Annotated in this window: 24 protein-coding genes; 14 read left to right on the top strand and 10 right to left on the bottom strand. The window is 71.2% G+C overall.

Annotated elements, in window-relative coordinates:
• Positions 1–237: 237 nt before the first annotated feature.
• The 3 genes from GY24_RS05485 (at position 238) to GY24_RS05475 (ending at position 2,137) form a co-directional block, all read left to right on the top strand.
• Positions 238–1,359: an adenosine deaminase gene (locus tag GY24_RS05485; protein ID WP_233279213.1), complete on the top strand. Its 1,122-nt coding sequence runs from the start codon at positions 238–240 to the stop codon at positions 1,357–1,359.
• 62 nt (positions 1,360–1,421) lie between these two features.
• Positions 1,422–1,868 (top strand): PTS sugar transporter subunit IIA, encoded by a 447-nt coding sequence (locus GY24_RS05480; protein WP_083363199.1) that lies wholly within the window; start codon positions 1,422–1,424, stop codon positions 1,866–1,868.
• Positions 1,865–2,137 (top strand): PTS sugar transporter subunit IIB, encoded by a 273-nt coding sequence (locus GY24_RS05475; protein WP_083363200.1) that lies wholly within the window; start codon positions 1,865–1,867, stop codon positions 2,135–2,137. Before GY24_RS05480 ends, GY24_RS05475 begins: the two co-directional genes overlap by 4 nt.
• A gap of 111 nt (positions 2,138–2,248) precedes the next feature.
• Here the strand turns inward: GY24_RS05475 and GY24_RS05470 are convergent, their stop codons facing one another.
• Together GY24_RS05470 and GY24_RS05465 are read right to left on the bottom strand one after the other, a co-directional pair.
• Positions 2,249–3,958: a phospho-sugar mutase gene (locus GY24_RS05470; RefSeq protein ID WP_104474731.1), complete on the bottom strand. Its 1,710-nt coding sequence runs from the start codon at positions 3,956–3,958 to the stop codon at positions 2,249–2,251.
• The gene (locus GY24_RS05465; RefSeq protein WP_104474730.1) at positions 3,958–4,785 is read right to left on the bottom strand and encodes a purine-nucleoside phosphorylase; all 828 of its coding nucleotides are present in this window, start codon (positions 4,783–4,785) and stop codon (positions 3,958–3,960) included. The genes GY24_RS05470 and GY24_RS05465 overlap by 1 nt, the downstream gene beginning before the upstream one ends.
• A gap of 93 nt (positions 4,786–4,878) precedes the next feature.
• Between GY24_RS05465 and GY24_RS05460 the strand changes: the two genes are divergently transcribed.
• Positions 4,879–6,318 carry an NAD(P)H-quinone dehydrogenase gene (locus tag GY24_RS05460; RefSeq protein ID WP_104474729.1) on the top strand — a complete coding sequence of 480 codons (1,440 nt, stop codon included), beginning with the start codon at positions 4,879–4,881 and terminating at the stop codon, positions 6,316–6,318.
• Positions 6,319–6,342: 24 nt separating this feature from the next.
• Here the strand turns inward: GY24_RS05460 and GY24_RS05455 are convergent, their stop codons facing one another.
• Positions 6,343–7,548 carry an acyl-CoA dehydrogenase family protein gene (locus GY24_RS05455; RefSeq protein WP_233279212.1) on the bottom strand — a complete coding sequence of 402 codons (1,206 nt, stop codon included), beginning with the start codon at positions 7,546–7,548 and terminating at the stop codon, positions 6,343–6,345.
• A gap of 117 nt (positions 7,549–7,665) precedes the next feature.
• Here GY24_RS05455 and GY24_RS05450 point away from each other — a divergent pair, with 117 nt between their 5' ends.
• On the top strand, positions 7,666–8,985 hold the full coding sequence (locus GY24_RS05450; RefSeq protein WP_104474727.1) for a dihydrolipoyl dehydrogenase family protein: 1,320 nt from the start codon (positions 7,666–7,668) through the stop codon (positions 8,983–8,985).
• Here GY24_RS05450 and GY24_RS05445 read toward each other — a convergent pair.
• Positions 8,982–10,742, bottom strand: coding sequence for an acetyl/propionyl/methylcrotonyl-CoA carboxylase subunit alpha (locus GY24_RS05445; protein WP_104474726.1), 1,761 nt, complete (start codon positions 10,740–10,742; stop codon positions 8,982–8,984). The two genes, GY24_RS05450 and GY24_RS05445, sit on opposite strands and share 4 nt — an antisense overlap.
• 96 nt (positions 10,743–10,838) lie before the next feature.
• Entirely contained in the window at positions 10,839–11,477 is a 639-nt protein-coding gene (locus GY24_RS05440) for a Maf family protein (RefSeq protein WP_104474725.1), read from the bottom strand.
• A 41-nt stretch (positions 11,478–11,518) separates the two neighbouring features.
• Between GY24_RS05440 and GY24_RS05435 the strand changes: the two genes are divergently transcribed.
• The 4 genes from GY24_RS05435 to GY24_RS05420 are packed head-to-tail and all read left to right on the top strand — an operon-like array spanning position 11,519 to position 15,887.
• On the top strand, positions 11,519–12,931 hold the full coding sequence (locus GY24_RS05435; protein ID WP_112287890.1) for a class I SAM-dependent RNA methyltransferase: 1,413 nt from the start codon (positions 11,519–11,521) through the stop codon (positions 12,929–12,931).
• 13 nt (positions 12,932–12,944) lie between these two features.
• Positions 12,945–13,625, top strand: a complete 681-nt coding sequence (locus GY24_RS05430; protein WP_104474724.1) for a response regulator transcription factor — start codon at positions 12,945–12,947, stop codon at positions 13,623–13,625.
• Positions 13,612–14,871, top strand: coding sequence for a sensor histidine kinase (locus GY24_RS05425; RefSeq protein WP_104474723.1), 1,260 nt, complete (start codon positions 13,612–13,614; stop codon positions 14,869–14,871). The genes GY24_RS05430 and GY24_RS05425 overlap by 14 nt, the downstream gene beginning before the upstream one ends.
• The gene (locus GY24_RS05420) at positions 14,868–15,887 is read left to right on the top strand and encodes a hypothetical protein (protein ID WP_104474722.1); all 1,020 of its coding nucleotides are present in this window, start codon (positions 14,868–14,870) and stop codon (positions 15,885–15,887) included. The genes GY24_RS05425 and GY24_RS05420 overlap by 4 nt, the downstream gene beginning before the upstream one ends.
• A gap of 418 nt (positions 15,888–16,305) precedes the next feature.
• Here GY24_RS05420 and GY24_RS05415 read toward each other — a convergent pair whose 3' ends face one another.
• Positions 16,306–16,542: an acyl-CoA carboxylase epsilon subunit gene (locus tag GY24_RS05415; RefSeq protein WP_104474721.1), complete on the bottom strand. Its 237-nt coding sequence runs from the start codon at positions 16,540–16,542 to the stop codon at positions 16,306–16,308.
• Positions 16,539–18,110, bottom strand: coding sequence for an acyl-CoA carboxylase subunit beta (locus tag GY24_RS05410; protein WP_231919413.1), 1,572 nt, complete (start codon positions 18,108–18,110; stop codon positions 16,539–16,541). The genes GY24_RS05415 and GY24_RS05410 overlap by 4 nt, the downstream gene beginning before the upstream one ends.
• Before the next feature lie 181 nt (positions 18,111–18,291).
• Between GY24_RS05410 and GY24_RS05405 the strand changes: the two genes are divergently transcribed.
• Together GY24_RS05405 and GY24_RS05400 are read left to right on the top strand one after the other, a co-directional pair.
• On the top strand, positions 18,292–19,200 hold the full coding sequence (locus tag GY24_RS05405) for a biotin--[acetyl-CoA-carboxylase] ligase (RefSeq protein WP_104474720.1): 909 nt from the start codon (positions 18,292–18,294) through the stop codon (positions 19,198–19,200).
• Positions 19,201–19,207: 7 nt separating this feature from the next.
• The gene (locus GY24_RS05400; RefSeq protein WP_233279211.1) at positions 19,208–19,804 is read left to right on the top strand and encodes a PH domain-containing protein; all 597 of its coding nucleotides are present in this window, start codon (positions 19,208–19,210) and stop codon (positions 19,802–19,804) included.
• Here the strand turns inward: GY24_RS05400 and GY24_RS05395 are convergent, their stop codons facing one another.
• Positions 19,805–20,281 (bottom strand): GtrA family protein, encoded by a 477-nt coding sequence (locus GY24_RS05395; RefSeq protein ID WP_104474719.1) that lies wholly within the window; start codon positions 20,279–20,281, stop codon positions 19,805–19,807.
• A 186-nt stretch (positions 20,282–20,467) separates the two neighbouring features.
• Here GY24_RS05395 and GY24_RS05390 point away from each other — a divergent pair, with 186 nt between their 5' ends.
• From GY24_RS05390 to GY24_RS05380, 3 genes are all read left to right on the top strand, one after another.
• A complete protein-coding gene (locus tag GY24_RS05390) occupies positions 20,468–21,598 on the top strand; it encodes a 5-(carboxyamino)imidazole ribonucleotide synthase (RefSeq protein ID WP_193953504.1) in 1,131 nt (376 codons plus the stop codon).
• Positions 21,599–21,683: 85 nt separating this feature from the next.
• Positions 21,684–22,151: a 5-(carboxyamino)imidazole ribonucleotide mutase gene (purE, locus tag GY24_RS05385; RefSeq protein WP_104474763.1), complete on the top strand. Its 468-nt coding sequence runs from the start codon at positions 21,684–21,686 to the stop codon at positions 22,149–22,151.
• Positions 22,148–23,542: an LCP family protein gene (locus GY24_RS05380; protein ID WP_233279210.1), complete on the top strand. Its 1,395-nt coding sequence runs from the start codon at positions 22,148–22,150 to the stop codon at positions 23,540–23,542. Before purE ends, GY24_RS05380 begins: the two co-directional genes overlap by 4 nt.
• Before the next feature lie 6 nt (positions 23,543–23,548).
• Here the strand turns inward: GY24_RS05380 and GY24_RS05375 are convergent, their stop codons facing one another.
• A complete protein-coding gene (locus GY24_RS05375; protein WP_104474717.1) occupies positions 23,549–24,685 on the bottom strand; it encodes a glycosyltransferase family 4 protein in 1,137 nt (378 codons plus the stop codon).
• 19 nt (positions 24,686–24,704) lie between these two features.
• The gene (gene rfbB / locus GY24_RS05370) at positions 24,705–25,703 is read right to left on the bottom strand and encodes a dTDP-glucose 4,6-dehydratase (RefSeq protein ID WP_104474716.1); all 999 of its coding nucleotides are present in this window, start codon (positions 25,701–25,703) and stop codon (positions 24,705–24,707) included.
• Between the last annotated feature and the right edge of the window lie 438 nt (positions 25,704–26,141).

Here is a 26,141-nt window from a genome sequence, read left to right as displayed (position 1 = left end):
ATCGTGCCAGAAGACCGCACCGCCCCGTCAAAATTGTCCACAGGGGCCTGCTCGCCGCACCCGGGCCCGCCCCCGATTCCGCCCCGATTCCACACCCGGTTGCCGCGTGTCGCCGGTGGCGCGCGGCGCAATGGGCGAGACGCGGCAACTGGGGATCGGGGAGGCCGCGCGCGGCTAGTCGTGGCCCCTGCGAATCTGCCGAGACATCGGGCCCGTGCGGCCACTAGATTTGTAAGGGTGAACACCTCTTCGAATGAGCACCTTCTGCCCGGTGGCGGCGTCAGCATCGACGCGCTGCCCAAGATCTCCCTGCACGACCACCTCGACGGTGGCCTGCGGCCGCAGACGATCATCGAGCTCGCCGACGTGATCGGCCTCGATATCCCCACGACGGATGCCGCAGAACTCGGCGCCTGGTTCGCGAATCAGGCCAACTCCGGCTCGCTCGTGGACTACCTGAAGACCTTCGACGTCACCACCAGCGTCATGCAGACCACGGAGGGCCTCGAGCGGGTCGCACGCGAGTTCGTGCAGGACCTCGGCGCCGACGGCGTCATCTACGGCGAGGTGCGCTGGGCGCCCGAGCAGCACCTGGCCCGCGGCCTCAGCCTCGACGAGGTCGTCGAAGCCGTGCAGCGCGGCATCGACGCCGGCATCGACGACGTGTACTCCGCCGGACGCGAGATCCGCATCGGCCAGCTCGTCACCGCCATGCGCCACGCCGACCGCGGCCTCGAGATCGCCGAGCTGGCCGTGCGCCACCGCGAGCGCGGCGTCGTCGGGTTCGACATCGCCGGCGCAGAGCTCGGCTTCCCGGCCGGCAACCACAAGGCCGCCTTCGACTACCTGGCCCAGGAGTTCTTCCCGGTGACGGTGCACGCCGGCGAGGCCGACGGTGTGGACAGCATCCGCGGCGCGCTGTTCGACGGCCGGGCCCTGCGCCTCGGTCACGGCGTGCGCCTCGCCGAGGACGTCACGATCGAGCGCGAGGACGACGACAACAGCTACGTCACCCTCGGGCCCGTCGCCCGGTGGGTGCGCGACCGCCAGATCCCCCTCGAGCTCAGCCCCTCCTCGAACCTGCAGACCGGCGCTATCGCCGCGTGGGGCGACGAGCTGATCGACCACCCCTTCGACCTGCTCTACCAGCTCGGCTTCCAGGTGACGGTGAACACCGACAACCGCCTGATGAGCAACACGAGCCTGAGCAACGAGCTCGGCCTGCTGAGCGACGCTTTCGGCTACGACCTGGACGACTTCGAGAAGTTCCAGCTGAACGCCGCCGCGGCGGCGTTCCTGCCGCTGGAGGACCGGGAGGAGCTCGCCGAGGCGATCTCCGACGGCTTCGCCGAGGCCTGAGCCTCGGCATCCGGCACCCGGCACGCACCACACCACCCCGCCCCACCACGAGAAAGACACCGATGACTCTCCCGCCCCTGCCCGACTCGGCCATCGACATCGCCGTCAGCGCCGCCGATTGGCGCGCAGCCGTTGAACTGTGCGGGGCCGCGCTGACGCGCTCCGGCGCCACGAGCCCCGGGTACACGGGGCGCATGGTGCAGGTGATTGACGAGTTCGGTGCCTACATCGTGATCGCGCCAGGGCTCGCCCTCGCGCACGCCCGGCCCGGCCCGGATGTGCTGCGGGAGGGGCTCAGCGTGGTCACGCTCGCCGAGCCCGTCTCCTTCGGGCACCCGCACAACGACCCGGTCAGCGTGGTCGTCGGCCTCGCGGTGAAGAGCTCGGACGAACACGTGCACTCGATCGCCGCGCTGGCGAACGTGTTCAACGATGAGACGGTCATCCCCGCGCTGGCCGCGGCGCCCGATGCCGACACCGTGCGTGCGCTGCTCGGCGTGACCGAGTGAAGATCGTCGCGATCTGCGGGGCGGGCATCGGCACCTCCGGCATCCTCAAGGTGAACGCCGAGCGGGCCCTCGGCCGGCTCGACATCGAGGCCGACGTCACCGCCTCGGATGTCGCCGGCGTCGCCGCCCAGGCGGCGGACGCCCAGGTGATCCTCACCTCGCCGGAGCTCGTCGCCCACATCGGCAAGACGAACGCCGACGTCGTCGTGATCAACAACTACTTCGACCTCGAGGAGATCACGGCAAAGCTGGAGACGGCGCTCGGCTAGCGCGGAAGTCAGGCGACAGAGAAACACACACAGAGAAGGGGCAGGGCGCCACGGCGCCCTGCCCCTTCTCTGTGTCTGTTCTCTGTGTCTGTTCTCTCGGTGCGTGTGTTGCTACGCGTCGACGAGAGCGCGCATCCCGGTCTCCAGGGCCGCGACGGCGGCCGCGGCGGCCGCCTCGCGCTCGACAACCGAGCCGTCCGTCGAGGAGGCGTCGATGTAGACCTTGAGCTTGGGCTCGGTGCCGCTCGGGCGCACCATCACCCGCGATCCGTCCTGGAGCCAGATGCGCAGCACGTCACTCGGCGGCAGCGCCCCGAATCCCTCGGCGAGATCGTCGATCTGCCTCACCCGGATGCCGCCGATCTCGACGGGCGGGTCGGCTCGGAGCGCCTGCATCACCTCGGCGATGCGGGAGAGGTCGGTGACGCGCACCGAGATCTGGCTGGACGCGTACGCGCCGAACGTCGCCGTGAACTCCTCCAGGTGCGCGGCGAGGGAGCTGCCTGCAGCCTTCAGCTGGGTGGCGAGGTCGAGCAGCGCGATCGCGGCGGAGATGCCGTCCTTGTCGCGCACCGTCTCCGGGTTCACCAGGTAGCCCAACGCCTCCTCGAAGCCGAAGATCAGGCCGGGGGCGCGGGAGACCCACTTGAAGCCGGTCAGGGTGTTCGCGAAGTCGAGCCCGTAGTGGGCGGCGACGGCCTGCAGGGCGGGGGAGGAGACGATCGAGCAGGCGAGCGTGCCCGTCGGGCCGCCGTCCCCCGGTGCCTCGGCGGCCAGGCGGGCGGCCCGCCAGCCGAGCAGGGCGCCCAGCTCGTTGCCGCTCAGCCGGCGGTAGCCGCTGGCATCCGTCGCCGAGGGGATGGCGACCGCGAGGCGGTCGGCGTCCGGGTCGTTGGCGATGATCAGTTCGGCGCCCAGGGCCGCGGCGGTCTCGACCGCGAGGTCCATCGCGCCGGGTTCCTCCGGGTTGGGGAAGGCCACGGTCGGGAAGGCGGGGTCCGGCTCGATCTGCGCGGCGACCGGGTGCGGCAGGGCGAAGCCGGCCGCCGCGAGGACGCTCCGCGTGGTCTCCCAGCCGACGCCGTGCATGGCGGTGTAGACCACGGAGAGCTCGGCCCGTCCGCTCTCCGGCGCCGCGGATGCCACGGCGGCCGTCGCGGCCACGTAGGCGTCGACGACGCCCTCCTCGGCCGTCTCGAACGCCGCGCGGGGCAGCGCGAGCACGTCGGCCTCCGCGGCGACGCGGAGGATGTGGTCGGCGATGGCGCCGTCGACGGGGGAGACGATCTGCGAGCCGTTGTTGGCGCCGCCGAGGTACACCTTGTAACCGTTGTCGTTCGGCGGGTTGTGCGAGGCCGTGACCATCACGCCGGCGCTCACGTCGAGGTGGCGCACCGCGAAGGCGACCAGCGGGGTCGGCAGCAGGCGGGGGAGCAGGATGGCGCGCACCCCGGCGCCGGCCATGAGCTCGGCCGTGTCCCTGGCGAAGATCGCCGAGTTCTTGCGGCCGTCGTAGCCGATCACCACCGAGGGGGTGGTGCCGGGCTCGGCCGTCTCGAGCAGGTAGGCGGCGAGGCCGGCGGCGGCCTGGGAGACGAGCACCCGGTTCATCCGGTTGGGGCCGGCGGCGATCTCACCGCGGAGGCCGGCCGTGCCGAACGCGAGGCGCTCGTCGAAGCGGTCGTGCAGCGCGGCCAGCGCGTCGGGGTCGCCGGCGGATGCCGCGTCGATCAGGCCCTGCAGCTCGGCGCGGGTCTCCTCGTCCGGGTCCTGGGCGATCCACGCCCGGGCGGAGGCGAGCAGCGCGGCATCCGCGCTCATCAGATCGCCGCCACGATGCGGGCCAGCAGCGCGGAGATGACGGGCTCGGCCAGCTGGCCGGCCTCGATCACCTCGGCGTGGCTGAGCGGGGTCTTCTGGATGCCGGCGGCCAGGTTGGTGATGAGCGACATGCCCAGCACCTCCATGCCGGACTGGCGGGCGGCGATGGCCTCCAGCGCGGTGGACATGCCGACGATGTGGCCGCCGATGATCTTCGCCATCTGCACCTCGGCCGGCGTCTCGTAGTGCGGGCCGCGGAACTGGCAGTACACGCCCTCGTCCAGGGTGGAGTCGATCGAGCGGGCCAGCTCGCGCAGGCGGGTCGAGTACAGGTCGGTCAGGTCGACGAAGGTGGCGCCCTCCAGCGGGGAGTCGGCCGTCAGGTTGATGTGGTCGCTGATCAGCACCGGGGTGCCGGGCGTCCACGTCTCCTTGATGCCGCCGGCACCGTTGGTGAGGATCATCGTCTTCACGCCGGCGGCTGCGGCGGTGCGCACGCTGTGCACGACCCGGCGCACGCCGTGGTCCTCGTAGTAGTGGGTGCGGGCGCCGATGACGAGGGCGCGCTTGCCGGTCGGCAGCAGCACGGAGCGCAGCGTGCCGACGTGGCCCTCGAGGGCCGGCTTGCTGAAGCCGATGATCTCCTGGGCGGGAATGGTCGCCGTGGTCTCGCCGAGCAGCTCGGCGGCCTTGCCCCAGCCGCTTCCCAGCGTCAGGGCGATGTCGTGGCGCTCGACACCGGTCTTCTCGGCGATCTGCTCTGCGGCCTGACGGGCGATTTCGAACGGGTCGGCGTCGGGCAGGTCAAGGGGGTTCATTTCAGACATGGGTCAACTCTAATGACGGATGCCGCCGCGCCACAGGCCGTGCTCGGATGCGCGCGTTTGTGGCTGTGCGCGCGACTGGGAGAGAATAGAGCAATGGCCTACGAGTTCGAACGCACCCACAGAATCGCTGTACTCGGTGGAGGGCCCGGTGGTTATGAAGCGGCGCTCGCCGGAGCGCAGCTGGGAGCCGAGGTCACGCTCGTCGAGCGGGTCGGGGTCGGTGGGGCCGCCGTGCTCACCGACGTCGTGCCGTCCAAGTCGCTGATCGCGACGGCGGAGGCCTCGAACTCGATCAAGGAGGCCGCCGACCTCGGCGTGCAGTTCTTCGTCCGCGGCGGCGACGGTGCCCCCGTGCGCCCCGAGGTCGCCATCAACCTGGCCGCCGTCAACAAGCGCCTGCTCAGCCTCGCCCGGCAGCAGTCGGAGGACATGAAGGCCAACCTGCTGCGCGCCGGCGTGCGCCTGGTGCAGGGCGAGGGGCGCCTGGACGGCTCCGGCGCGCTCATCGTCTCCACCGCCCAGGGTGATGCCGGCACCGACTTCGAGCGCATCGAGGCCGACACCATCGTCGTCTCCGTCGGCGCGAGCCCGCGCGTGCTCGCCTCCGCCGTTCCGGACGGCGAGCGCATCCTCACCTGGACCCAGCTCTACGACCTGCAGACGGTGCCGGAGCACCTCATCGTCGTCGGCTCCGGCGTGACCGGCGCGGAGTTCGCCTCCGCCTACCGCGCCCTCGGCGCCAAGGTGACGCTCATCTCCAGCCGCGACCAGGTGCTGCCCGGCGAGGACGCCGACGCCGCCCACGTCATCGAGAACGCGTTCAAGCGCAACGGCATGCGCGTGCTGAACAAGTCCCGCGCCGACTCCGTCGTGCGCACGGAGACCGGCGTCATCGCCACCCTCTCCGACGGCAGCACCGTCGAGGGCAGCCACTGCCTGATGGCCGTCGGCGCCATCCCGAACACGGCGGGCATCGGCCTGGAGGAGGCCGGCGTGCAGCTGGACGAGTCCGGCCACATCCGGGTGAACCGGGTGGCGCGCACCTCGATGCCGAACATCTACGCCGCCGGCGACTGCACCACCTTCATGCCGCTGGCCTCCGTGGCCTCCATGCAGGGCCGCACCGCCGTCTTCCACGCCATGGGCGACGCCGTCAGCCCGCCCGAGCTGCAGAACATCACCTCGAACATCTTCACGCAGCCGGAGATCGCCACCGTCGGCTGGACGCAGAAGCAGATCGAGGAGGGCATCCGCCGCGGCGAGATCTACAAGCTGCCGCTCGCCTCGAACCCGCGCGCCAAGATGATGGGCATCAAGGAGGGCTTCGTGAAGCTCTTCGCCAGCCGCGGCACCGGAACGGTCATCGGCGGCGTCATCGTCGCCCCGAAGGCCAGCGAGTTGATCTTCCCGCTGGCGCTCGCCGTGGAGAACCGCCTCACGGTCGACCAGATCGCCGACGCCTTCCCGGTGTACCCGTCGCTGAGCGGCAGCATCTCGGATGCCGCCCGCGCCATGCACATCGTGCACAGCTAGCGACGGGCCGCCGACGCCCGCGCCTTACCGGAACGCGCTCTCGCCGGTGACCCGGCGGCCGATCAGCAGGGCCTGGATGCTCTCGGTGCCCTCGTAGGTGTGCACAGCCTCCATGTCGATGAGGTGCCGGATGACGTGGTTCTCCAGCAGCACCCCGTTGGCGCCGAGCATGTCGCGGGCGATGGAGGCCACCACCCGCGCCTTGCGCGTGCAGGTGTACTTCGCCATGGACGCCATCACCGGGTCGAGCTCGCCGCGCGCGTCGAGCTCGGCCAGGTGCCGGCAGTGCAGCTGCATCGAGGTGACGTCGGAGAGCATCTGGGCCAGCCGCTCCTGCACCAGCTGGGACTGGGCCAGCGGGCGGCCGAACTGCACCCGCTGCTGCGAGTAGTTGAGCGCGGCCTCGTAGCAGGCGACGGCGTGGCCGAGCGCCGACCAGGCGACGCCGAGCCGGGTGGCGTAGAGCACCCTCGCCGTGTCGGCGAAGCTCTGCGTCCCTGGCAGCACGGCGTCGGCCGGCACCCGCACGTTCTCGAGGGTGACCCGGGTCTGGTGCACGGAGCGCAGCGCCATCTTGCCGGTGAGCACCTCCGCGCTGTAGCCGGGGGTGTCCTGCGGCACGAGGAAGCCGCGCACGGCTCCGCCGCGGTGCGCGGGGTCGTCGCTCGGCACCCGGGCCCAGACGATCGTGACGGCGCCGCCCAGGGCGTGGCCGATCCACTTCTTGGTGCCGTTGATCACCCAGCCGTCGGCATCCGGCACCGCCGTCGTCTCAAGCGCCACCGAGTCGGAGCCGTGCAGCGGCTCAGTCAGCGCGAACGCGGCGAGGACCTCCGCCCGCTCGACCGGGACCAGCCAGCGCGCCTTCTGCTCCGCGCTGCCGTGCAGGGCGATCGTGCGGAGCGCGAGCCCGCCTTGGATGGCGATGATGGTGCCGAGCGAGCCGTCGCCGCGGGACACCTCCATGGTGACGAGGCCGGCGGCCAGCGGCGAGAGCGTGCGCAGGCCCTCGCCGGCGACGCCGTCGTTCAACAGCCCGAGCTCGCCCATCCTGCGCACCCGCTCGAGCGGGTAGTCCGCGTTCTCCCACGCCTCGTTGACCGTCGGCCAGATCTCCTCGACGAACTGGCGGGCCGTCCGCCAGGCGGCTCGGTCTGCCTCGGGGATGTCGGCGAACACCCGGTAGAAGTCGGTGTCAAGCGGCTCGGAGACGTCGTAGTCCTGGATCACGTGGGCCCTCCCGGTCAGGCGGCACCCGGTGCGGCGTCGCGCGGAACTCCCAGTCTCGCGCGGAGGGGCCGCCATGTCGAGAGGCGTAGTCTGGCGCAGGACGAGCGGAGGAGCACGATGCCCGAGATCGGTTCAGCGCCGGAGGAGTCAGCCCCGGCGGAATCAGCACCGGAGGACGTCGACCTCCTCGTCGTGGGCGGCGGCAAGGCGGGGAAGACGTTGGCGGTGGCCAGGGCGAAGGCCGGCGAGCGGGTCGCCCTGGTGGAGCGCGGCCTGATCGGCGGCAGCTGCATCAACATCGCCTGCATCCCGACGAAGACGCTCGTGACCAGCTCCCGCACGCTGGCGCTGTTCGCGCGGGCCGAGAGGCTCGGCATCCGCAGCCCATCGGCCGCCGTCGACCTGGCCCTGCTGCGCGCGCACAAGGAGGGCGTCGTCGCCGACATGGTCGACATGCACCGCACGCTCTTCGCCGGGAGCGGCATGGACTTCATCCTCGGCACGGCGCGCTTCACCGGGCCGCGCACCGTCCAGGTGGCCACGGATGCCGGCGGCACCCGCACCATTCGCGGCCGGCGGGTCGTGCTGAACACCGGCACCCGCCCGCGAATCCCGTCGATTCCCGGCCTCGCCCGCGAGCAGCTGATGACGAGCGAGGACATGCTGCGGCTGGAGGGGATCCCGGAGCGCCTCGTCGTCGTCGGCGGTGGATACGTCGGCTGCGAGTTCGCGCAGATGTTCGCGCGCTTCGGCAGCGCCGTCACGATGATCGTGCGCGGGCCGCGGCTGCTCGCCCGGGAGGACCCGGAGGTGTCGGAGGCGATCGAGCGGGAGCTGCCGGCCGACGCCGTTCTCGTCGCCGTCGGCCGGGAGCCGGTCACGGACGAGCTCGAGCTGGAGCGGGCGGGTGTCGAACGGGACGGGAGGGGCTTCATCGTCGTGGACGACGAGCTCAGGACGAGCGCGGACGCGGTCTGGGCGGTGGGCGATGTGGCCGGGCATCCGCAGTTCACCCATGTCAGCTACGACGACTTCCGTGTTGTGCAGCACAACCTGGACGGCGGCCACGCCAGCACCCGCGGCCGGCTGATCCCGTCGGTGGTGTTCGTCGAGCCGGAGATCGCCAGCGTCGGGCTCAGCGAGGCGGAGGCGCGCGAGGCGGGGCATGCCGTGGTCGTCGCCAGCCAGCCCGTGCTGGCCGTGCCGCGTTCGCGCACGCTCAGGCAGACCGAGGGCTTCTGGAAGATCGTCATCGACCGTGACAGCGAGCGGATCCTGGGCGCCACCCTCGTCGGCGTCGACGCCGCGGAGGTGGTGTCCGTGATCCAGACGGCGATGCTCGCCGGCGCGCCGTACACCCTGCTGCGCGACGCGATCTTCGCCCACCCCACGATGGCGGAGGGGCTGGCAACCGCCTTCGCGGGGGTCTCGCCCTAGTCGACGATGCTCAGCAGCAGGTGCCCGGAGGACACCGTGGAGCCGACCGCGGCGTTGACCGGGCCGACGGTGCCGTCGCGGTGCGCGGTGATCGGCTGCTCCATCTTCATGGCCTCGAGCACGACGATGAGGTCGCCCTTGACGACCTTGTCGCCCTCGGCGACGGCGATCTTGACGATCGTCGCCTGCATGGGCGCGTTGACGCTGTCGCCGGTGGAGGTGTTGACGGATGCGGAGGCGCGGCGGCGCGGCGCGGGGCCAGCGGTGAGCTCGGCGGAGCCGGGCAGCAGGCGGGTCGGCACGGTGACCTCGATGCGGCGTCCGTCGACCTCGACGACGACACTGTGGCGCTCCTGCGGGGCGGCGGCCTCCTCGCCGGTTCCGCTCCACGGCTCGATCTCGTTGACGAACTCGGTCTCGATCCAGCGGGTGTAGATGCTGAACGGCTCGCCGTTCTCCGGGGCGAAGGCCGGGTCGCTCACGATCGCCCGGTGGAAGGGCAGCACGGTCGGCAGGCCGGCGACCTCGAACTCGTCGAGGGCGCGGCGCGAGCGCTCCAGCGCCTCCTCGCGGGTGGCGCCGGTGACGATGAGCTTGGCCAGCAGCGAGTCGAAGGAGCCGGAGATGACATCGCCGGCCTGGACGCCGCTGTCGACGCGCACGCCGGGGCCGCCGGCGGGCTTGAAGACGTGGATCGGGCCGGGGGCCGGCATGAAGTTGCGGCCGGCGTCCTCGCCGTTGATGCGGAACTCGAAGGAGTGGCCGCGCGGGGTCGGGTCCTCGTAGTCGAGCACGCCGCCCTCGGCCAGCCGGAACTGCTCGCGGACCAGGTCGATGCCGGTGATCTCCTCGGAGACGGGGTGCTCCACCTGCAGGCGGGTGTTCACCTCGAGGAAGGAGACGGTGCCGTCCTTGCCGATGAGGAACTCGCAGGTGCCGGCGCCGACGTAGCCGACCTCCTTGAGGATGGCCTTGGACGCGCGGTAGAGCTCGGTGTTCTGTTCCTCGGTGAGGAACGGTGCCGGCGCCTCCTCGACGAGCTTCTGGTGGCGGCGCTGCAGCGAGCAGTCACGGGTCGAGACGACGACGACGTTGCCGTGCGCGTCGGCCAGGCACTGGGTCTCGACGTGGCGGGGCTGGTCGAGGTACTTCTCGACGAAGCACTCGCCGCGGCCGAAGGCGGCGATGGCCTCACGGGTCGCGGACTCGAACAGCTCGGCGACCTCGTCGCGCTCGCGGGCGACCTTGAGTCCGCGGCCACCGCCGCCGAAGGCGGCCTTGATGGCGACGGGCAGGCCGTGCACGTCGACGAAGGCGAGCACCTCTGCGGCGTCGGCGACGGGGTTCAGGGTGCCGGGGGCCAGCGGCGCGCCGACCTTCTCTGCCACGTGGCGGGCGGACACCTTGTCGCCCAGCTTCTCGATGGCCTCGGGGCTCGGCCCGATCCAGGTGAGCCCGGCGGCCATGACGGCGCGGGCGAAGTCAGCGTTCTCGGCGAGGAAGCCGTAGCCGGGGTGCACGGCGTCGGCTCCGGAGCGGCGCGCGATGGAGAGCAGCTTGTCGATGACGAGGTACGTCTCGGCGCTGGTGCTGCCGTCCAGGCCGTAGGCCTCGTCGGCGAGGCGCGCGTGCTGGGCGTCGCGGTCCTGGTCGGCGTAGACGGCGACAGAGAGAATTCCGTGGTCGCGAGCGGCCCGCATCACGCGAACGGCGATCTCGCCCCGGTTAGCGACAAGGACCTTGGTTATACGAGGCATAGTTCCCTAGCTTATTGCCCCGCGCAGGCCGGGCTTTGGTTGGTATCGACAAACATGCCCCAGAAGAGCTGCGGATGTCGACAAGTCTGCTCGTGCTCAGCGCCGGTTCCAGAGGCTCGGCCAGTCCACGCCCAGCTCCCGCACCAGCTCGCGCAGCGTCGAGAGGGAGAGGCCGACGACGGTGCTCGGGTCGCCGTCCACCCGGCGGATGAAGGGCCCGCCCAGGCTGTCGATGGTGAAGGCGCCGGCCACAGAGAGCGGCTCGCCGGTGGCGATGTAGGCGTCGACCTCTGCGTCATCCGGCTCGGCGAAGGTGACGGTGGCCATGTCGGCCCGGCCGACCGCGCCGCGCACCCGGCCGCCGCGGTGATCGATCAGCCAGTGCCCGCTCCAGAGTTCGCCGGCGCGCCCGCGCTGGCGGAGCCAGCGCTCCCTGGCCACGGCCGGCTCGTGCGGCTTGCCGAAGATCTGCCCGTCGAAGAGGAAGGCGGAGTCGCCGCCGAGGATCAGCCCGTCGATGGGCCCTCCCGCGACCTGCGCGCCGACGATCGCCTCCGCCTTGGCCTGAGCCAGCAGCTGCACCATGTCCGGGGCGGCGAGCGGGCCCTGCTCGGCCTCGACCCGGGCGACGAGCGCCTCCTCGTCGACCCCGGGGGAGTGGGTGAGCGGCTCGATGCCGGCCGCCCGCAGCGTGGCGAGGCGGGCGGGGGATGTCGAGGCGAGGTAGAGACGCATTCAGTGCCTTTCATTTGCCCGCGGTGTGGGACGATCAATGCATGGGTAATCGAGCACGTTCTGCAGGATCCGCACGACCGGCCAAGGCCGCACCAGCACGCGGGAGCAAACGAGCACAGCCGCAAGCCGCACAGGCGCCGCGGGCCCGGGCCGCCAAGCCCGCCGGTCCGGCCGTCGGCACGGAGGTCGAGCTCGACGTCACCAACGTAGCCCACGGCGGTGTCTTCGTCGCCCGCCACGAGGGCCGGGTCATCTTCGTCAGCGACACCCTCCCGGGCGAGAAGGTACGCGCACGCATCACGGATGACGGCCACGCCAGCTTCTGGCGTGCAGAGACCCTCGAGGTCCTGGACGCCGCGCCCGAGCGCCGCGAGCACATCTGGGCCGAGGCGGCGCTCAGCCGCGACCCCGCCGTGCGCGCGGGCGGTGCCGAGTTCGGCCACATTGAGCTGGCCGCCCAGCGCAGCCTCAAGGCCGCCGTGCTCGCCGACTCGCTGCAGCGCTTCGCCAAGCTCGGCGCCGACGTCACCGACGGCCTGAGCGTCGAGGCCATCGCCCCCGCCAGCGACGCGCCGGCCGGCGCGGAGCAGGACGGCACCGGCTGGCGCACCCGGGTGCGCCTGCAGGTCGAAGAACAGGGCCGGGTCGGCCCGTACGCGGCCCGCTCGCACACCGTCGTGCCCGTCACCTCCCTGCCGCTGGCCACCGCCAGCGTCGCCGAGCACGCCCCGCTGACCCAGCGCTTCCCCGGCGCCGCCTACGTCGACGTCATCGCACCGAGCGCCGACGCGACCCGCCTCGTCGTCGTCGAGCGCGACGCGAAGGGCCGCCCGGCGCAGCCGGCCACCCAGACCATCTACGAGGTCGTCAACGAGCGCACCTTCGGCCTCTCCGCCGGCGGCTTCTGGCAGGTGCACGCCAACGCGGCGGACACCCTGTACCGCGCCGTGCAGTCCACCATCGACGAGGCCGAGTTCGACCCGCGCGCCGCCAACCTCGACCTCTACGGCGGGGTCGGCCTCCTGGCCGCCGCCGTCGGCGACCGCTTCGGCGAGACCGTGCGCATCACCACCGTCGAGTCGGACGCCGTCGCCACCGACCACGCGGCAGAGAACCTGGCCGAGTGGGTCGGCGCCGCCGCCATCACCGACCGGGTCGACCGCTACCTGGCCCGGGTCAACCGCGACGCCAGCGCGGCAGAGCGCGCCCGCCTGCAGGCCGCGACGGTCGTGCTCGACCCGCCGCGCGCCGGCGCCGGCCGGGCCGTGATCGACTCGTTGGCCGCCCTCCGCCCGCGCCAGCTGATCTACGTGGCCTGCGACCCCGTTGCGCTGGCTCGCGACATCGGGCTGCTGGCCGGCCACGGCTACGAGCTGGCCTCGCTGCGCGCCTTCGACCTGTTCCCGAACACCCACCACGTCGAGGCCGTCGCCCGACTCGTCCCCAGCAACTAGGGCGGTAGAGCAGATGGTGACCACTGAACAGGCACTCGCACGCGTCGCAATCGTCGACGACCACGAGTCGGTCCGGCTCGGCATCACGGCGGCCTGCGCGGCCGCCGGCTACGACGTCGTCTTCACCGCCGCCACCGCGCAGGCGCTGATCGACGGCCTCGACGGGCGCCCGATCGACGTGGTCGTGCTCGATCTCTCGCTCGGCGACGGCTCCCGGATCACCGACAACGTCAAACTCGCCCAGGCCACCGGTGCGGCCGTGCTGGTGCACAGCATCGCCGACCGGGTCGCCAGCGTGCGCGAGGCCCTGGCCGCCGGCGTCGCCGGCGTCATCCCCAAGTCCTCGCCGACCACCACGGTGATGGCGGCCATCGCCACGGTGGCCAGGGGCGAGGTGCTCAACAACCTCGAATGGGCGACGGCCATCGACGCCGACCGCGACTTCGCGAAGGCGCAGCTGGGCCGGCGCGAGCGCGACGTTCTGCACCTCTACGCCTCCGGCCTGCCACTCAAGCTCGTCGCCGGGCAGCTGGGCATCGCCCACTCCACGGCGCGCGAGTACCTGGACCGCATCCGCATGAAGTACGTCGAGGTCGGGCGCCCGGCGCCGACCAAGGTCGACCTGTTGCGTCGCGCCGTGGAGGACGGGATCCTGCCGGGGCTCGACCAGGACGGTGAGGATGGTCGCGGCTAGCACCGTCGCGCCCCCCGCGCGCGGCGGCACGGGGATCAGGGCGATCAGTGCGGCCAAGATCGAGGTCATCGCCGCGCGCGCCGTCGGGATCTTCGGCATCGTCTTCGGCCTGCAGTGCCTGCCGATCATGTTCCGGCAGCTGCCGGACCTCGACCGCGGGTGGGCGGATGCCGTCAACCTGGCCGTGTTCGGCGGGCTCATCCTCGTCGCCGTCGCCAGCGTGTTCAACCGCTTCGTACGGCTCGCCACCAGCTGGGTGGCCATCGCCTATCTCGGCGCGCTGCTGGTCTGGCCGCTGACGGTGGTCGACACCGCCCCCTTCGCCACCCAGGCCTCCTGGCTCTGGTTCCTCTGCACCGTGGCGACGGCCTGCGCGGCCGTCGCCTTCCCCGTCGTCTGGGCCGCCGCGTACACGGTGATCGTCCCGGTCGTCTACGGCGCGCTGCGCACCCTGCCGTCCGGCGGCAGCGCCGACACCGCGCTGGCCGCCCTGGACGCGCTGTACGCGATCATGCTGGGGCTCGTGGTGCTCATCATCATCACGATGCTGCGGCAGGCGGCATCCGCCGTCGACGTCGCCCAGATCGCCGCCCTGAGCAGCTACACCACCGCCGTGCGGCAGCACGCGACGGAGCTGGAGCGCATCGAGGTCGACGCCATCGTGCACGACAGCGTGCTGACCACCCTGCTCTCCGCCGCGAACGCCCGCACCGATGCCGACGGCGAGCTGGCGGCCCGGATGGCCAGGGAGGCGATCGCCAAGGTGGATGCCGCGAGCAGCGTGCTCCCCGGCAGCGACCGCGCCGTGCCCGTCGCCCACCTCGAGCGCCGGTTGCGCGCCGCCGTCGCCGGCTTCTCAGCGCCGGTCAGCGTGAGCGTCGGCCCCCTGCTCGGCCACACGCTGCCGGCACAGGCTGCTGAGGCCCTGTACTCGGCCGCCGTGCAGGCGCTGGTGAACAGCCTGCAGCACGCGGGCGGGAACGGCAGCGAGCAAGCGCTGCGGCGCCCGGTGCGCCGCTCGCTCACGATGCACGTCGACGCCTCCGGCATGGTGCGCCTGGCGATCGCGGACAGCGGCGTCGGCTTCGACGTCGACGCGACGCCGGCCGCCCGGATCGGCGTGCGCGTCTCCATCCTCGAGCGCATCTCCTCCGTCGGCGGCGTGGCCCGGGTGCAGAGCGCCCGCGGCGCCGGCACGACGATCGTGCTGGCCTGGCCGGCACCGAGCGAGGGCGGCCAGGCATGATCACGATTCCCCGGCTGCTGATCCTCGCCCTCGGCGCCCTGTTCTCCGGCTACCACGTCATCCTCGGCCTCTACGCCCTCTCGGTGCCGGACTCGCCGTGGCCCTCCGTCGTGGCGATGGCGCTCTACGCCGTGGCCACCCTGATCGCCCTCTGGCCGAGCAGCCCGACCCGGATGCCGCTCTGGCTCGGCGGTCTCACCCTGGCGACGGCCATCGCCCTGCCGCTGCTGGTGGCGAGCCAGCTGGATCCGGGGCGGGACAACGGCTACGCCACCTGGTACGTGGCGGCCGTCGGCACCCTGATGACGATCGCGGCCGCCCGCCGGCGCCTCGCCCTGGCCTGGGCCGGCGTCGGCTTCCTCGCCCTGCACACGCTGATCTGGGCCGGGCCGGGCGCGCTCGGCGGCATCGGCGTCGTCGGCAGCATCGTCTGGGTCGCCGTCGCGCACATGCTCGGCCTGCAGCTGGCCAAGGCCGGCCGCGACGCGAACCACTTCCTGCGGGCCGAGCGGGAGGCGACCGAGTGGCAGGCCGCCCAGGACGCCCATCTCTACGAGCGGCGCTTCCGGCTCGCCCAGACGAACCGCATCGCCGCCCCGATGCTCCGCCGCATCTCGGACGTCGGCGGGGATCTCAACGACGAGCAGCGCCAGGAGTGCCGCAACCTCGAGGCGGCCATCCGCGACGAGATCCGCGGCCGGATGCTGCTGAACGACCGAGTGCGCGCAGCGGTGCGCGCCGCCAGGGGGCAGGGCGCAATCGTCACCCTCCTCGACGAGGGCGGCATCGATGAGCTGGGCGACGGGGATCGCGGCCGCGTGCTGGACACGCTGGCCGACGCGATCGGCGGCAGCGCAGCCAACAAGATCATCGCCAGGACCGTCTCCGACGGCTCTGAGACGGCCGTGACGGTCGTGGGCCTGCGCCTGAGCGACGGCGGCAGCGCGAGCGCGCTCGGCCACGAGGAGCTCGACGACGAGGTCGAGCTGTGGCTGGAGATCCCGCGCAGCCTGTGAGACGCGGGCCGGAGGACCTGGCCTGGAGGACCCGGCCTGGATGACCCGGCCTGGATGACCCGGCCTGGATGACCCGGCCTGGATGACCCGGCCTGGATGACCCGGCCTGGATGACCTGAGCGGCGAGGCTGCGAGGCGGGGCCTGCGAGCAGCGAACGCGTGAAGTGAGGATTTCTTCCGCACCGGTGTAGAAACCGAAAGGGAGTCGGCCCGAAGGTCGACTCCCTTTCGAGAATCCGAGTCAGGGCGGCAACCCGAATGCAACCCTGACTCGCCCCCAAAGCACTCGCCTGCTTACCCTAGTCGGCGAGTGATTGGTGGTGTAACTCAATGAGAGACACCTAGCAATAACTATATTGCTGGAGGTCGGATGCCCTCACCAGTCGTCATTTAGGGGGACATTGGGGTACAAGTGCGGTTAGAGCTCGGGGCGCGACCAGCGCCCGAGGCCGGGCACGAGGGGGGTGCGCAGCGGCCGCTGCGAGCGCTGCCAGGCGGAGGTGCCGTGGCCGGGCGCCGCGCCGAGCTGCGCCGACTCCTGCTCCAGCTGGGCGGCGAGCACAACGGCCACCGCGGCGCGCTCGGAGGCCGAGACGCGCCGGGTGATGAAGTGGAGGCTCGCCGGGTCCAGGCGGGGCGTCTGCTCGTCGCTCACAGCGGGATGTTTCCGTGCTTCTTGGGCGGCAGGCTGGCGCGCTTGGTGCGCAGCGCCCGCAGCGCCTTGACCACGGCGATGCGGGTCGCGGCCGGCTCGATCACGCCGTCCAGCTCGCCGCGCTCGGCTGCCAGGAACGGGCTGGCCACGTTGTAGGTGTACTCGTTGGCCAGCTTGGTGCGCACGGCGGCGACGTCCTCGCCAGCCTCCTCCGCGCGCTTGAGCTCCGGGCGGTAGAGGATGTTCACGGCGCCCTGGCCGCCCATCACGGCGATCTCCGCCGTCGGCCAGGCCAGGTTGATGTCGGCACCGAGCTGCTTGGAGCCCATCACGATGTAGGCGCCGCCGTAGGCCTTGCGGGTGATGACGGTCACCAGCGGCACGGTCGCCTCCGCGTAGGCGTAGAGCAGCTTCGCGCCGCGGCGGATGACGCCGGTCCACTCCTGGTCGGTGCCGGGCAGGTAGCCGGGCACGTCGACGAGGGTGAGGATCGGGATCGAGAACGCGTCGCAGAAGCGCACGAAGCGGCTGGCCTTCTCGCCGGCGTCGATGTTCAGGGTGCCGGCCATGGCGTTGGGCTGGTTGGCGATGACGCCGACCGAGCGGCCCTCGATGCGGGCGAAGCCGACGAGGATGTTCGGGGCGAACAGCGGCTGCACCTCGAGGAAGTCGCCGTGGTCGACCAGGTGCTCGATGACCGTGGTCATGTCATAGGGCTGGTTCGGCGAGTCGGGGATGATCGTGTTCAGCTTGCGGTCGGCATCCGTGATCTCAAGCTCGACCTTGCTCTCGTACACGGGCAGCTCGGCCAGGTTGTTGTCCGGGAGGAAGCTGATCAGCGCGCGGGCGTAGTCGAGGGCGTCCGGCTCGTCGCTGGCCAGGTAGTGCGAGACGCCAGAGACCTTGTTGTGGGTGAGCGCGCCGCCGAGCTCCTCCATGCCGACGTCCTCGCCGGTGACCGTCTTGATGACGTCGGGGCCGGTGACGAACATCTGGCTGGTCTTGTCGACCATGATGACGAAGTCGGTGAGGGCGGGGGAGTACACGGCGCCGCCGGCGGCCGGGCCCATGATGATGGAGATCTGCGGGATGACGCCGGAGGCCAGTGTGTTGCGGCGGAAGATCTCGCCGTACTTGCCGAGCGCGACGACGCCCTCCTGGATGCGGGCTCCGCCGGAGTCGAGGATGCCGATGATCGGCACGCCCGTCTTCAGCGCGTGGTCCATCACCTTGATGATCTTCTCGCCGGCGACCTCGCCGAGTGAACCGCCGAAGATGGTGAAGTCCTGCGAGTAGACGGCCACCTGGCGGCCGTGGATGGTGCCGAGCCCGGTCACGACGGCGTCGCCGTACGGGCGCTTGGCCTCCATGCCGAAGGCGTGCGTGCGGTGCCGCACGTACTCGTCGAGCTCGACGAAGGAGCCCGGGTCGAGCAGGGACTCGATACGCTCGCGCGCCGTCATCTTGCCCTTGGCGTGCTGCTTGGCGATCGCGGCGTCCCCACTGGCCGTGACGGCCTCGTGGTAGCGCTGCTTCAGGTCGGCGAGCTTGCCCGCCGTCGTGTACATGTCGGGGGCCGCGGTGCTGGAGTTCTCGGTCACGCGGTTCACTCTATCCTGCACAGAGGGGCGCATTCCTTTGACGATTCCCTACAAAGTTGCCCGAAGTGGTTGTGGCCGGGCGCGGTCGTCCGGTGCGGCGCCCGCTGGGCTCGGGCACAATGGCAAGTGCCGCCAGCCAAGGAGTTTCATGAGCATTCCCGCATCGTCCCTGCCGCCAGAAGCCGCGTTCCCGCAGAGTGCCGCCGCCGTGGCGCGCTTCGCAGCGCTCGCCGAGACCGGCTCGACCAACGACGAGATGATCGCCCGCGCGACCGGGGAGCAGGCCGCGGAGTGGCCGGACCTGTCGGTCATCGTCACCGACAACCAGACCCGCGGGCGCGGCCGGCTCGGCCGCAGCTGGCTGGCGCCCACCGGCAAGTCGCTGGCGATCTCCGCGCTGCTGCGCCCCGCCCTGCCCGACGGCTCGCCGCTGCCGGCCGGGAGCTACGGTTGGTTCCCGCTGCTGGCGGGGGCGGCGATGACCAGGGCCGTGCGCCGCGTGGTCGTCGCCGGGCACGAGAAGAAGGCGGCGGAGGCGGCCATCGCGGGCGAGGAGAGCGTCGCCGACGCACCCCCGGTGACGCTCAAGTGGCCGAACGACGTGCAGATCTCCGGTTACAAGGTCAGCGGCATCCTCAGCGAGATGCTGCCGATCCCCGCGGGCGGCGTGCCGGGCGGCCTCGTGATCGGCGCGGGGCTGAACGTCTCGCTGGACGAGCACGACCTGCCCACCATCTCCTCCACATCGCTCACCCTAGTGACGGGGTCGAGGGTGAGTCCGGATGCCGTGCTCGCCGGCTACCTCGGCGAGCTCGCCGCGCTCTACCGCGGGTTCCTCGCCGCGGGCGGCGACGCCGTGGCCAGCGGCCTGCACGCCGAGGTGAGCGCGCTCTGCGGCACGCTCGGCCAGGCGGTGCGGGTGGAGCTGCCCGGCGGCGGCGAGCTGCTCGGCACGGCGGTGGCCATCGAGGATGACGGCCGGCTGCGCGTGCGCGAGCACTCCAGTGCCGAAGAGACGTCTGTCGCAGCGGGCGACGTGACACATCTGCGCTATTAATGGGCTTATGACGAACCTCGGTGGAGCGGCGCAGCCCGCGGCGGGCGGAATTCCGCCGTCGGGCGGGACAGCGCCGTCCGCCGCCCCTGCCGAGCACGTCATCGCACGCCTCCGGCGACACGGCAGGATGCTGTTCTGGCCGACGATCCTGCTGCTTGTCGTGGCTGGAGCCGCCGGCTACCTCGGCGGGCGGATGCCAGAGGAATGGCAGAACATAGCCGTGCTCGTCGTCGCGGCGCTGCTCGTGCTGATCGGCTTCGTCGTGCCCCTGCTGGCCTGGCTGAGCCGGCGCTACACCATCACCACCCGGCGCGTGATCGTGCGGCACGGCTTCTTCGTGCGCGTGCGCCAGGAGCTGATGCACAGCCGCGGCTACGACGTCAGCGTGCGCCGCTCCTGGCTGCAGAGCGCATTCCGCACCGGCGACATCCTCATCAACACAGGGCAGGAGCAGCCGATCGTGCTGCGCGACGTGCCGAACGCCTCCCTCGTGCAGCGCACGCTGCACGAGCTGATGGAGGCCAACCAGGGTGCCAACGCGGCCAGGCGGCCGGGCGGGCAGCCCGCCGGCGATGACCACACCGTGGCCTGGGGCGAGCGCTAGCTAGTCGGCCAGGGCCGCCCGGCGCGGGGCGAAGACCCAGTAGCGGTACAGCAGGAAGCGGAACGCCGCGCCGAGGGCCAGCCCGACGACGTTCGAGGCGATGTTGTCGGCCAGCAGCGAGGTGAAGCCGAGCACCTCGCGGGAGAACCACAGGCAGCCGACCGAGATCGCCATGCCCGCGGCGCTCACCACGAAGAACTCGATCCCCTCGCGCAGGGTGCGGCCGGTGCGCTGCTTTCCGAACGTCCACAGCCTGTTGCCGACCCAGTTGACGAGAATCGCGACGGTGGTCGAGATGGACTTGGCGATGAGGGGGCCGGAAGCCACCAGCTCCGGGCTCAGCACGGTGGTGCGCAGCAGGTTGAACAGTGCGACGTCCACGACGAGCCCGACGGCGCCGACAGCACCGAACTTCGCCACCTGCACCATCAGGGCCTGGAAGCGGGCGCGTTTCCCGCGGGCGGGCAGCTGGGCCATGACCGGAATCCTGTCGATTGATCTGAGCGGGCTGAAAATCGTGCGTGCTGAATTGTGACGGTCTCGAATGCGCAAAGATAGAAGAACGACGCGCAGGGCAGTTTACGACCCAGCGCTCGCGCGATGCTGGAAGCGTGCTGCGCGGCATCCGCGATTCACCTGCAGATTTACGGAGAGTGCGATCCCATGATTGTTGGAGTGATCGGTGGCGGCCAGCTGGCCAGGATGATGATCCCCGCCGCGGTGAATCTGGGCATCGAGATTCGCGTGCTCGCCGAGGCGGACGGCATGGCCGCCGAACTGGCCGCCAGCGGCGTCGGCGACTACCGCGACCTCGCGACGGTGCTGGCATTCGCCGAGACCGTCGATGTGATCACCTTCGACCACGAGCACGTGCCGCAGGAGATCCTGCACGCCCTCCTCGAGCAGGGCACCCCCGTGCGCCCGGGCCCCGACGCGCTGCTCTACGCCCAGGACAAGCTGCTGATGCGCGCCAAGCTCTCCGAGCTCGGCCTGCCCGTGCCCGACTGGGCCGCGATCGAGAGCGCCGCAGAGCTCGGCGAGTTCCTCGAGTCGCACGGCGGCCGCGCCGTGGTGAAGACCCCGCGCGGCGGCTACGACGGCAAGGGCGTGCGCGTGGTGCGCGCGGCCCACGAGGCCGACGACTGGTTCCTCGCGCTCGCCGAGGACGGCCGCGGCGGGGCGCTGCTGGTCGAGGAGCTCGTCGAGTTCAAGCGCGAGCTGGCCCAGCTCGTCGCCCGGCGGCCCTCCGGCGAGCTCGCCGCCTGGCCCGTCGTCGAGACGGTGCAGCAGGACGGCGTCTGCAGCGAGGTCATCGCGCCCGCCCCGCACTCGGCCGGGAAGGTGGCGGATGTCGCCGCCGAGATCGCGCTGGCGGTTGCAGAGGGCATCGGGGTCACCGGCGTCTTCGCCGTCGAGCTGTTCGAGACCACCGACGAGCGCCTGCTCGTCAACGAGCTGGCGATGCGCCCGCACAACAGCGGACACTGGTCGCAGGACGGCTCGACCACGAGCCAGTTCGAGCAGCACCTGCGGGCGGTGCTCGACCTGCCGCTCGGCGGCACCGGCACGCGCGACCCCTGGACGGTCATGGTCAACATCCTCGGCGGGCCGGCATCCGGCAGCCTCGCCGACCGCTACGCCGACGCCTTCGCCGCCCACCCCACCGCCAAGATGCACAACTACGGCAAGGACCCGCGGCCCGGCCGCAAGGTCGGCCACGTGAACGTCGGCGGCGACGACCTCGACGACGTGAGCTACCAGGCGCGAGCCGCTGCGGCTTTCTTTCAGGACTGAGCACTACCATTATCTGGTGCCTGAAGACCTCGCGAACTCCCTCCCCGCCAACGACCCTGTGACCGGTGCCCTCGTCGGCGTCGTCATGGGCTCGGACTCCGACTGGAACGTCATGTCGGCGGCCGCGGAGCTGCTCCGCGAGTTCGGGGTCCCCTTCGAGGTCGAGGTGCTCTCCGCGCACCGCACCCCGGAGAAGATGATCGCCTACGGCAAGTCGGCGCGCGAGCGCGGTCTCAAGGTCATCATCGCGGGCGCCGGTGGCGCCGCGCACCTGCCCGGCATGCTGGCATCCGTCACCACCCTGCCCGTCGTGGGCGTGCCCGTGCCGCTTGGCCTGCTGGACGGCATGGACTCGCTGCTGTCGATCGTGCAGATGCCGGCCGGCGTTCCGGTCGCCACGGTCTCGATCGGCGGCGCCAAGAACGCCGGACTCATCGCGGTGAAGGTGCTGGCGACAGCCGACGACAGCCTGAGCGACGCCCTCGCGCGCTACGCGGAGAACCTCGCCGAGATCGTTGAGCAGAAGAACGAGGCGCTGCGGGCCCGCCTATGAGCACCTACACGCACAGCGCACAGAGCCCGATTCGGTTCCCGGATGCCGGGTCGACGAGCGTCATGACCCGGCGAGCCTGGTGGCTCGTCGCCCTCAACTTCCTCGTGCCCGGCGCCCCGCAGGTGCTGGCGGGCAACCGCAAGCTCGGCCGCTTCGGGCTGGGCTGCACGCTCGCCCTCTGGACGCTGGCCGTGCTCGCCCTCGCCGTCTGGCTGATCGTCCCGAACGTGCTGCTCAGCGTCGCCGCGAACTCGATCACCCTCTGGGTGGCCGCCGCGTTCCTCGTCTTCTACGCCGTCGTCTGGCTGATCCTCTCGCTCGACACGCTGCGGCTCGTGCGGCTCGTGCGCACCAAGGCGTCGGCCAGGGGCTGGATCGCCGGCCTGACCACGGTGCTGATGTTCGCGCTGTCCGGCACGGCCGCCTACGGCGCCTACATCGCGACGACCACGAGCAGCTTCCTCTCCTCCGTCTTCATCGCCGGCCCGAGCGAGGACCCGGTCGACGGCCGCTACAACATCCTGCTGCTCGGCGCGGACACCGGCGCCGACCGCGAGGGCACCCGCCCGGACAGCATCTCGGTGGTCAGCATCGACGCCGAGACCGGCCAGGCCGTGACGATCGGCCTGCCGCGTGACATGAAGTACTTCCCGTTCCCGGAGGGATCGCCGCTGGCCGCCGTGTACCCGGAGGGGTACGGCGCGATCGACGGCTGCGAGGTCGGCGAGCCGGAGGGATGCCAGCTGAACTGGGTCTACAGCGAGGTCGACCTCAAGAGCCCCGAGATGTACCCGGACGCGACCAAGCACGGCAGCGAGCCGGGCGTCGAGGGCATGCGCTCCGCCGCCGAGGGCATCACCGGCCTCACCATCCAGTACTACGCGCTGGTGGACATGCAGGGCTTCTCCGACCTGATCGACGCGCTCGGCGGGGTCACCATCGATGTGCCGAGCGACGTCCCGATCTACACCGACGAGACGTTCACCGATGTCGCTCATTGGATCTACTCGGGGGAGCAGCACCTGGACGGCAACCTTGCGCTCTGGTACGCGCGCTCCCGGCACGACACCACCGACTACGACCGCATGGCCAGACAGCGCCAGCTGCAGGACGCCGTGCTCAAGCAGTTCAACCCAGCGAATGTGCTCTCCAAGTTCGAGGACATCGCGAAGGCCGGCACCAAGGTCGTGAACACCGACATCCCGCAGAGCATGCTCGGCTACTTCACCCAGCTCGCGATGAAGACCAAGGAACTGCCGATGGTGAACGTGGAGCTGGTGCCGGACAACGGCGTCGACCCGCTGGACCCGGACTTCGACTACATCCGAGAGCTCGTCAACGAGGCGGTCTACCCGCCGGTGGCAACCGAGGAGCCGGCGCCGGCGGAGTAGCGCGGCCTACAGGTCGGCGTGCAGCTGCCAGACGCGCTCTGCGGCATCACGCCAGCTGAACGCCCGCGAGCGGTCGCGCCCGGAGACGCTCATCCGCTCGGCGAGTGCGTCGTCGCCGAGCACCAGCGCGACGGCGTCGGCCAGCCGCTCCGGGTAGCCGGCGGCATCCGCCAACTCGACGGAGACACCGGCGTCGCCGGCCACCTCGACGAGCGCGGCAGCGTCTGAGTGCACGACGGGCACGCCGAACTGGAATGCCTCGATGATCGAGGCGGAGAAGCCCTCGGCCCGGCTCGGCGCCACGAACACGGCGGCCCGGGAGAGCACGACGGCCAGGTCGCTGGGGGAGAGCTTGTCGAGCGCGAGCACGCGGCCCTCTGCCAGCCCGGCGTCGTCGGCGACGGCATCCAGCTCGACGTCGCCCCAGCTGGGCGCACCGAGCACCACCAGAGGGAGCGCGGGGCCGCCGGAGCGGCCGAGGCCCTCGATCAGTGCGGTAACGCCCTTGCGCGGCTCGAGCGAGCCGGAGGTCAGGATGAAGCGCTTCGGCAGGCCGAGCGCCGCGGCGCGCTGCTCGGCATCGGCCGGCAGCACGAGGCCGCTACGGGCGGCGCCGGGGATGACCCGCACGCGGTCGCCAAGCTCGAAACGCTCCATCAGCTGGGCGGCGAGGGCGTGCGAGGGCACGACGATGGCGTCGGCGTGCTTGCGGGCGCGGCGCATCATGGCCTTGTGCCAGGCGACGGTGGCGGTGGAGAGCGACTCGGGGTGGGTCCAGGCGAGCAGGTCGTGCACGGTGACGGCGACCTGCACGCCGTCGTTCACCCGGTCGTGGCGCCGGAGCGGAGCGAACAGCCCTGGCGCGTGGATCATGCCGTTGCCGCTGCTGGCGGTGATGCCCAGCTGCCAGGCTGCCGCGAGCTCCCGACGCGGAAGCGTCGTCGTGTAGAGCCCGCGGAGCCCGGGAAGGGCCGCCTCGAGTCGCTCGTACTTCTCCCGCTGCGCGGCGGAGACGATTCCCTCGACATCGCAGCCGCGCGGCGCCGACTGGATCAGGGCGCGAGTGATCTCCTCGCTGTACTGCCCAATCGGCCCGGGGGCCGGGGCGATGATCTGATCGACGACGACGCGCAGGGTTGTCATGGTGTTCTCGGCCTGAGCCCTACTGGCCCTGGGCTTTGTACCGGGCCTCGGTGGCGTCCTTCTGCGGCGCCCACCAGGACTCGTTGTCGCGGTACCAGGCGATGGTGTCGGCGAGGCCGGCCTCGAAGTCGGAGAACTGCGGCTCCCAGCCGAGCTCGGTGCGCAGGCGCGTCGAGTCGATGGCGTAGCGGAGGTCGTGGCCGGGGCGGTCAACGACGTGGTCGTACGCGTCGGCGGGCTGGCCGAGGCCGACGAGGATCATCTCGACGACCTCCTTGTTGTTCTTCTCGCCGTCGGCACCGATCAGGTACGTCTCGCCGATGACACCCTTGTCGAGGATGGTCAGCACGGCGGAGGAGTGGTCGTTGGCGTGGATCCAGTCGCGCACGTTCTCGCCGCTGCCGTAGAGCTTGGGACGCTCGCCGCGCAGCACGTTGGTGATCTGGCGCGGGATGAACTTCTCCACGTGCTGGTAGGCGCCGTAGTTGTTCGAGCAGTTCGAGATCGTGGCCTGAACGCCGAAGGAGCGCACCCAGGCGCGCACCAGCAGGTCGCTGCCGGCCTTGGTCGACGAGTACGGGCTCGACGGGTTGTACGGCGTCGTCTCGGTGAAGCGGTTCGGGTCGTCCAGCTCGAGGTCGCCGTAGACCTCGTCGGTGGAGATGTGGTGGAAGCGCACGTTGTGCTTGCGCGCGGCCTCGAGCAGCGTGAAGGTGCCGATGATGTTGGTGTCCAGGAACGGGCGCGGGTCGTCCAGGGAGTTGTCGTTGTGGCTCTCGGCCGCGTAGTGCACGACGGCGTCGACATCCGCGAACAGGCTGTCAACGAGCGCTGCGTCGCTGATGTCACCCTCGACGAAGGTGAAGCGGTCGGCGGGGAGGCCCTCCAGCGAGGCGAGGTTGCCGGCGTAGGTGAGCTTGTCGAGCACCGTCACGCTGTGCTCGGTGTTGTCCAACACGTAGTGCACAAAGTTCGAACCAATAAAGCCGGCGCCGCCGGTCACAAGAAGTCTAGACACCCCGTCATTGTAGCCAGAGCCGCCCGAGCGGTTCCCGTGAGCGGCCCCCGGGCGTGGCCGCGGATGCCGCGGCCGCCGATTTCCCGCCCCCGCGGGCCCGAGGCAGCGCACGATCGAGCATGCTCAAGCACGGGCCGGCGGCCGTGCGGAACACCGCCCGCACCATTCCGTTGGTCGAGTAGGCGCGCCAGCGCCGTATCGAGACCCGGCGACCCGACCTCGCCAACCCGCCCTCGCGCTCGTCCGTCCTCGGCCGAGCGCCCCTCCCCACGTCGGCCGAGCGCCTCTCCCCACGTCGGCCGAGCGCCCCTCCCCACGTCGGCTGGACGCCTCTTCCCACGTCGGCTGGACGCCTCTTCCCACTTCGGCTGGACGCCTCTTCCCACGTCGGCTGAGCGAGGAACGAGCGAAGCCCCGGAGCCACAACCTGACACGGCT

It is taken from the genome of Microterricola pindariensis (assembly GCF_002936985.1).
In the GTDB taxonomy this organism is placed as follows: domain Bacteria; phylum Actinomycetota; class Actinomycetes; order Actinomycetales; family Microbacteriaceae; genus Microterricola; species Microterricola pindariensis.
Note: the sequence above shows the minus strand (reverse complement) of the source record. Positions and strands in the feature narration are given on the sequence as shown.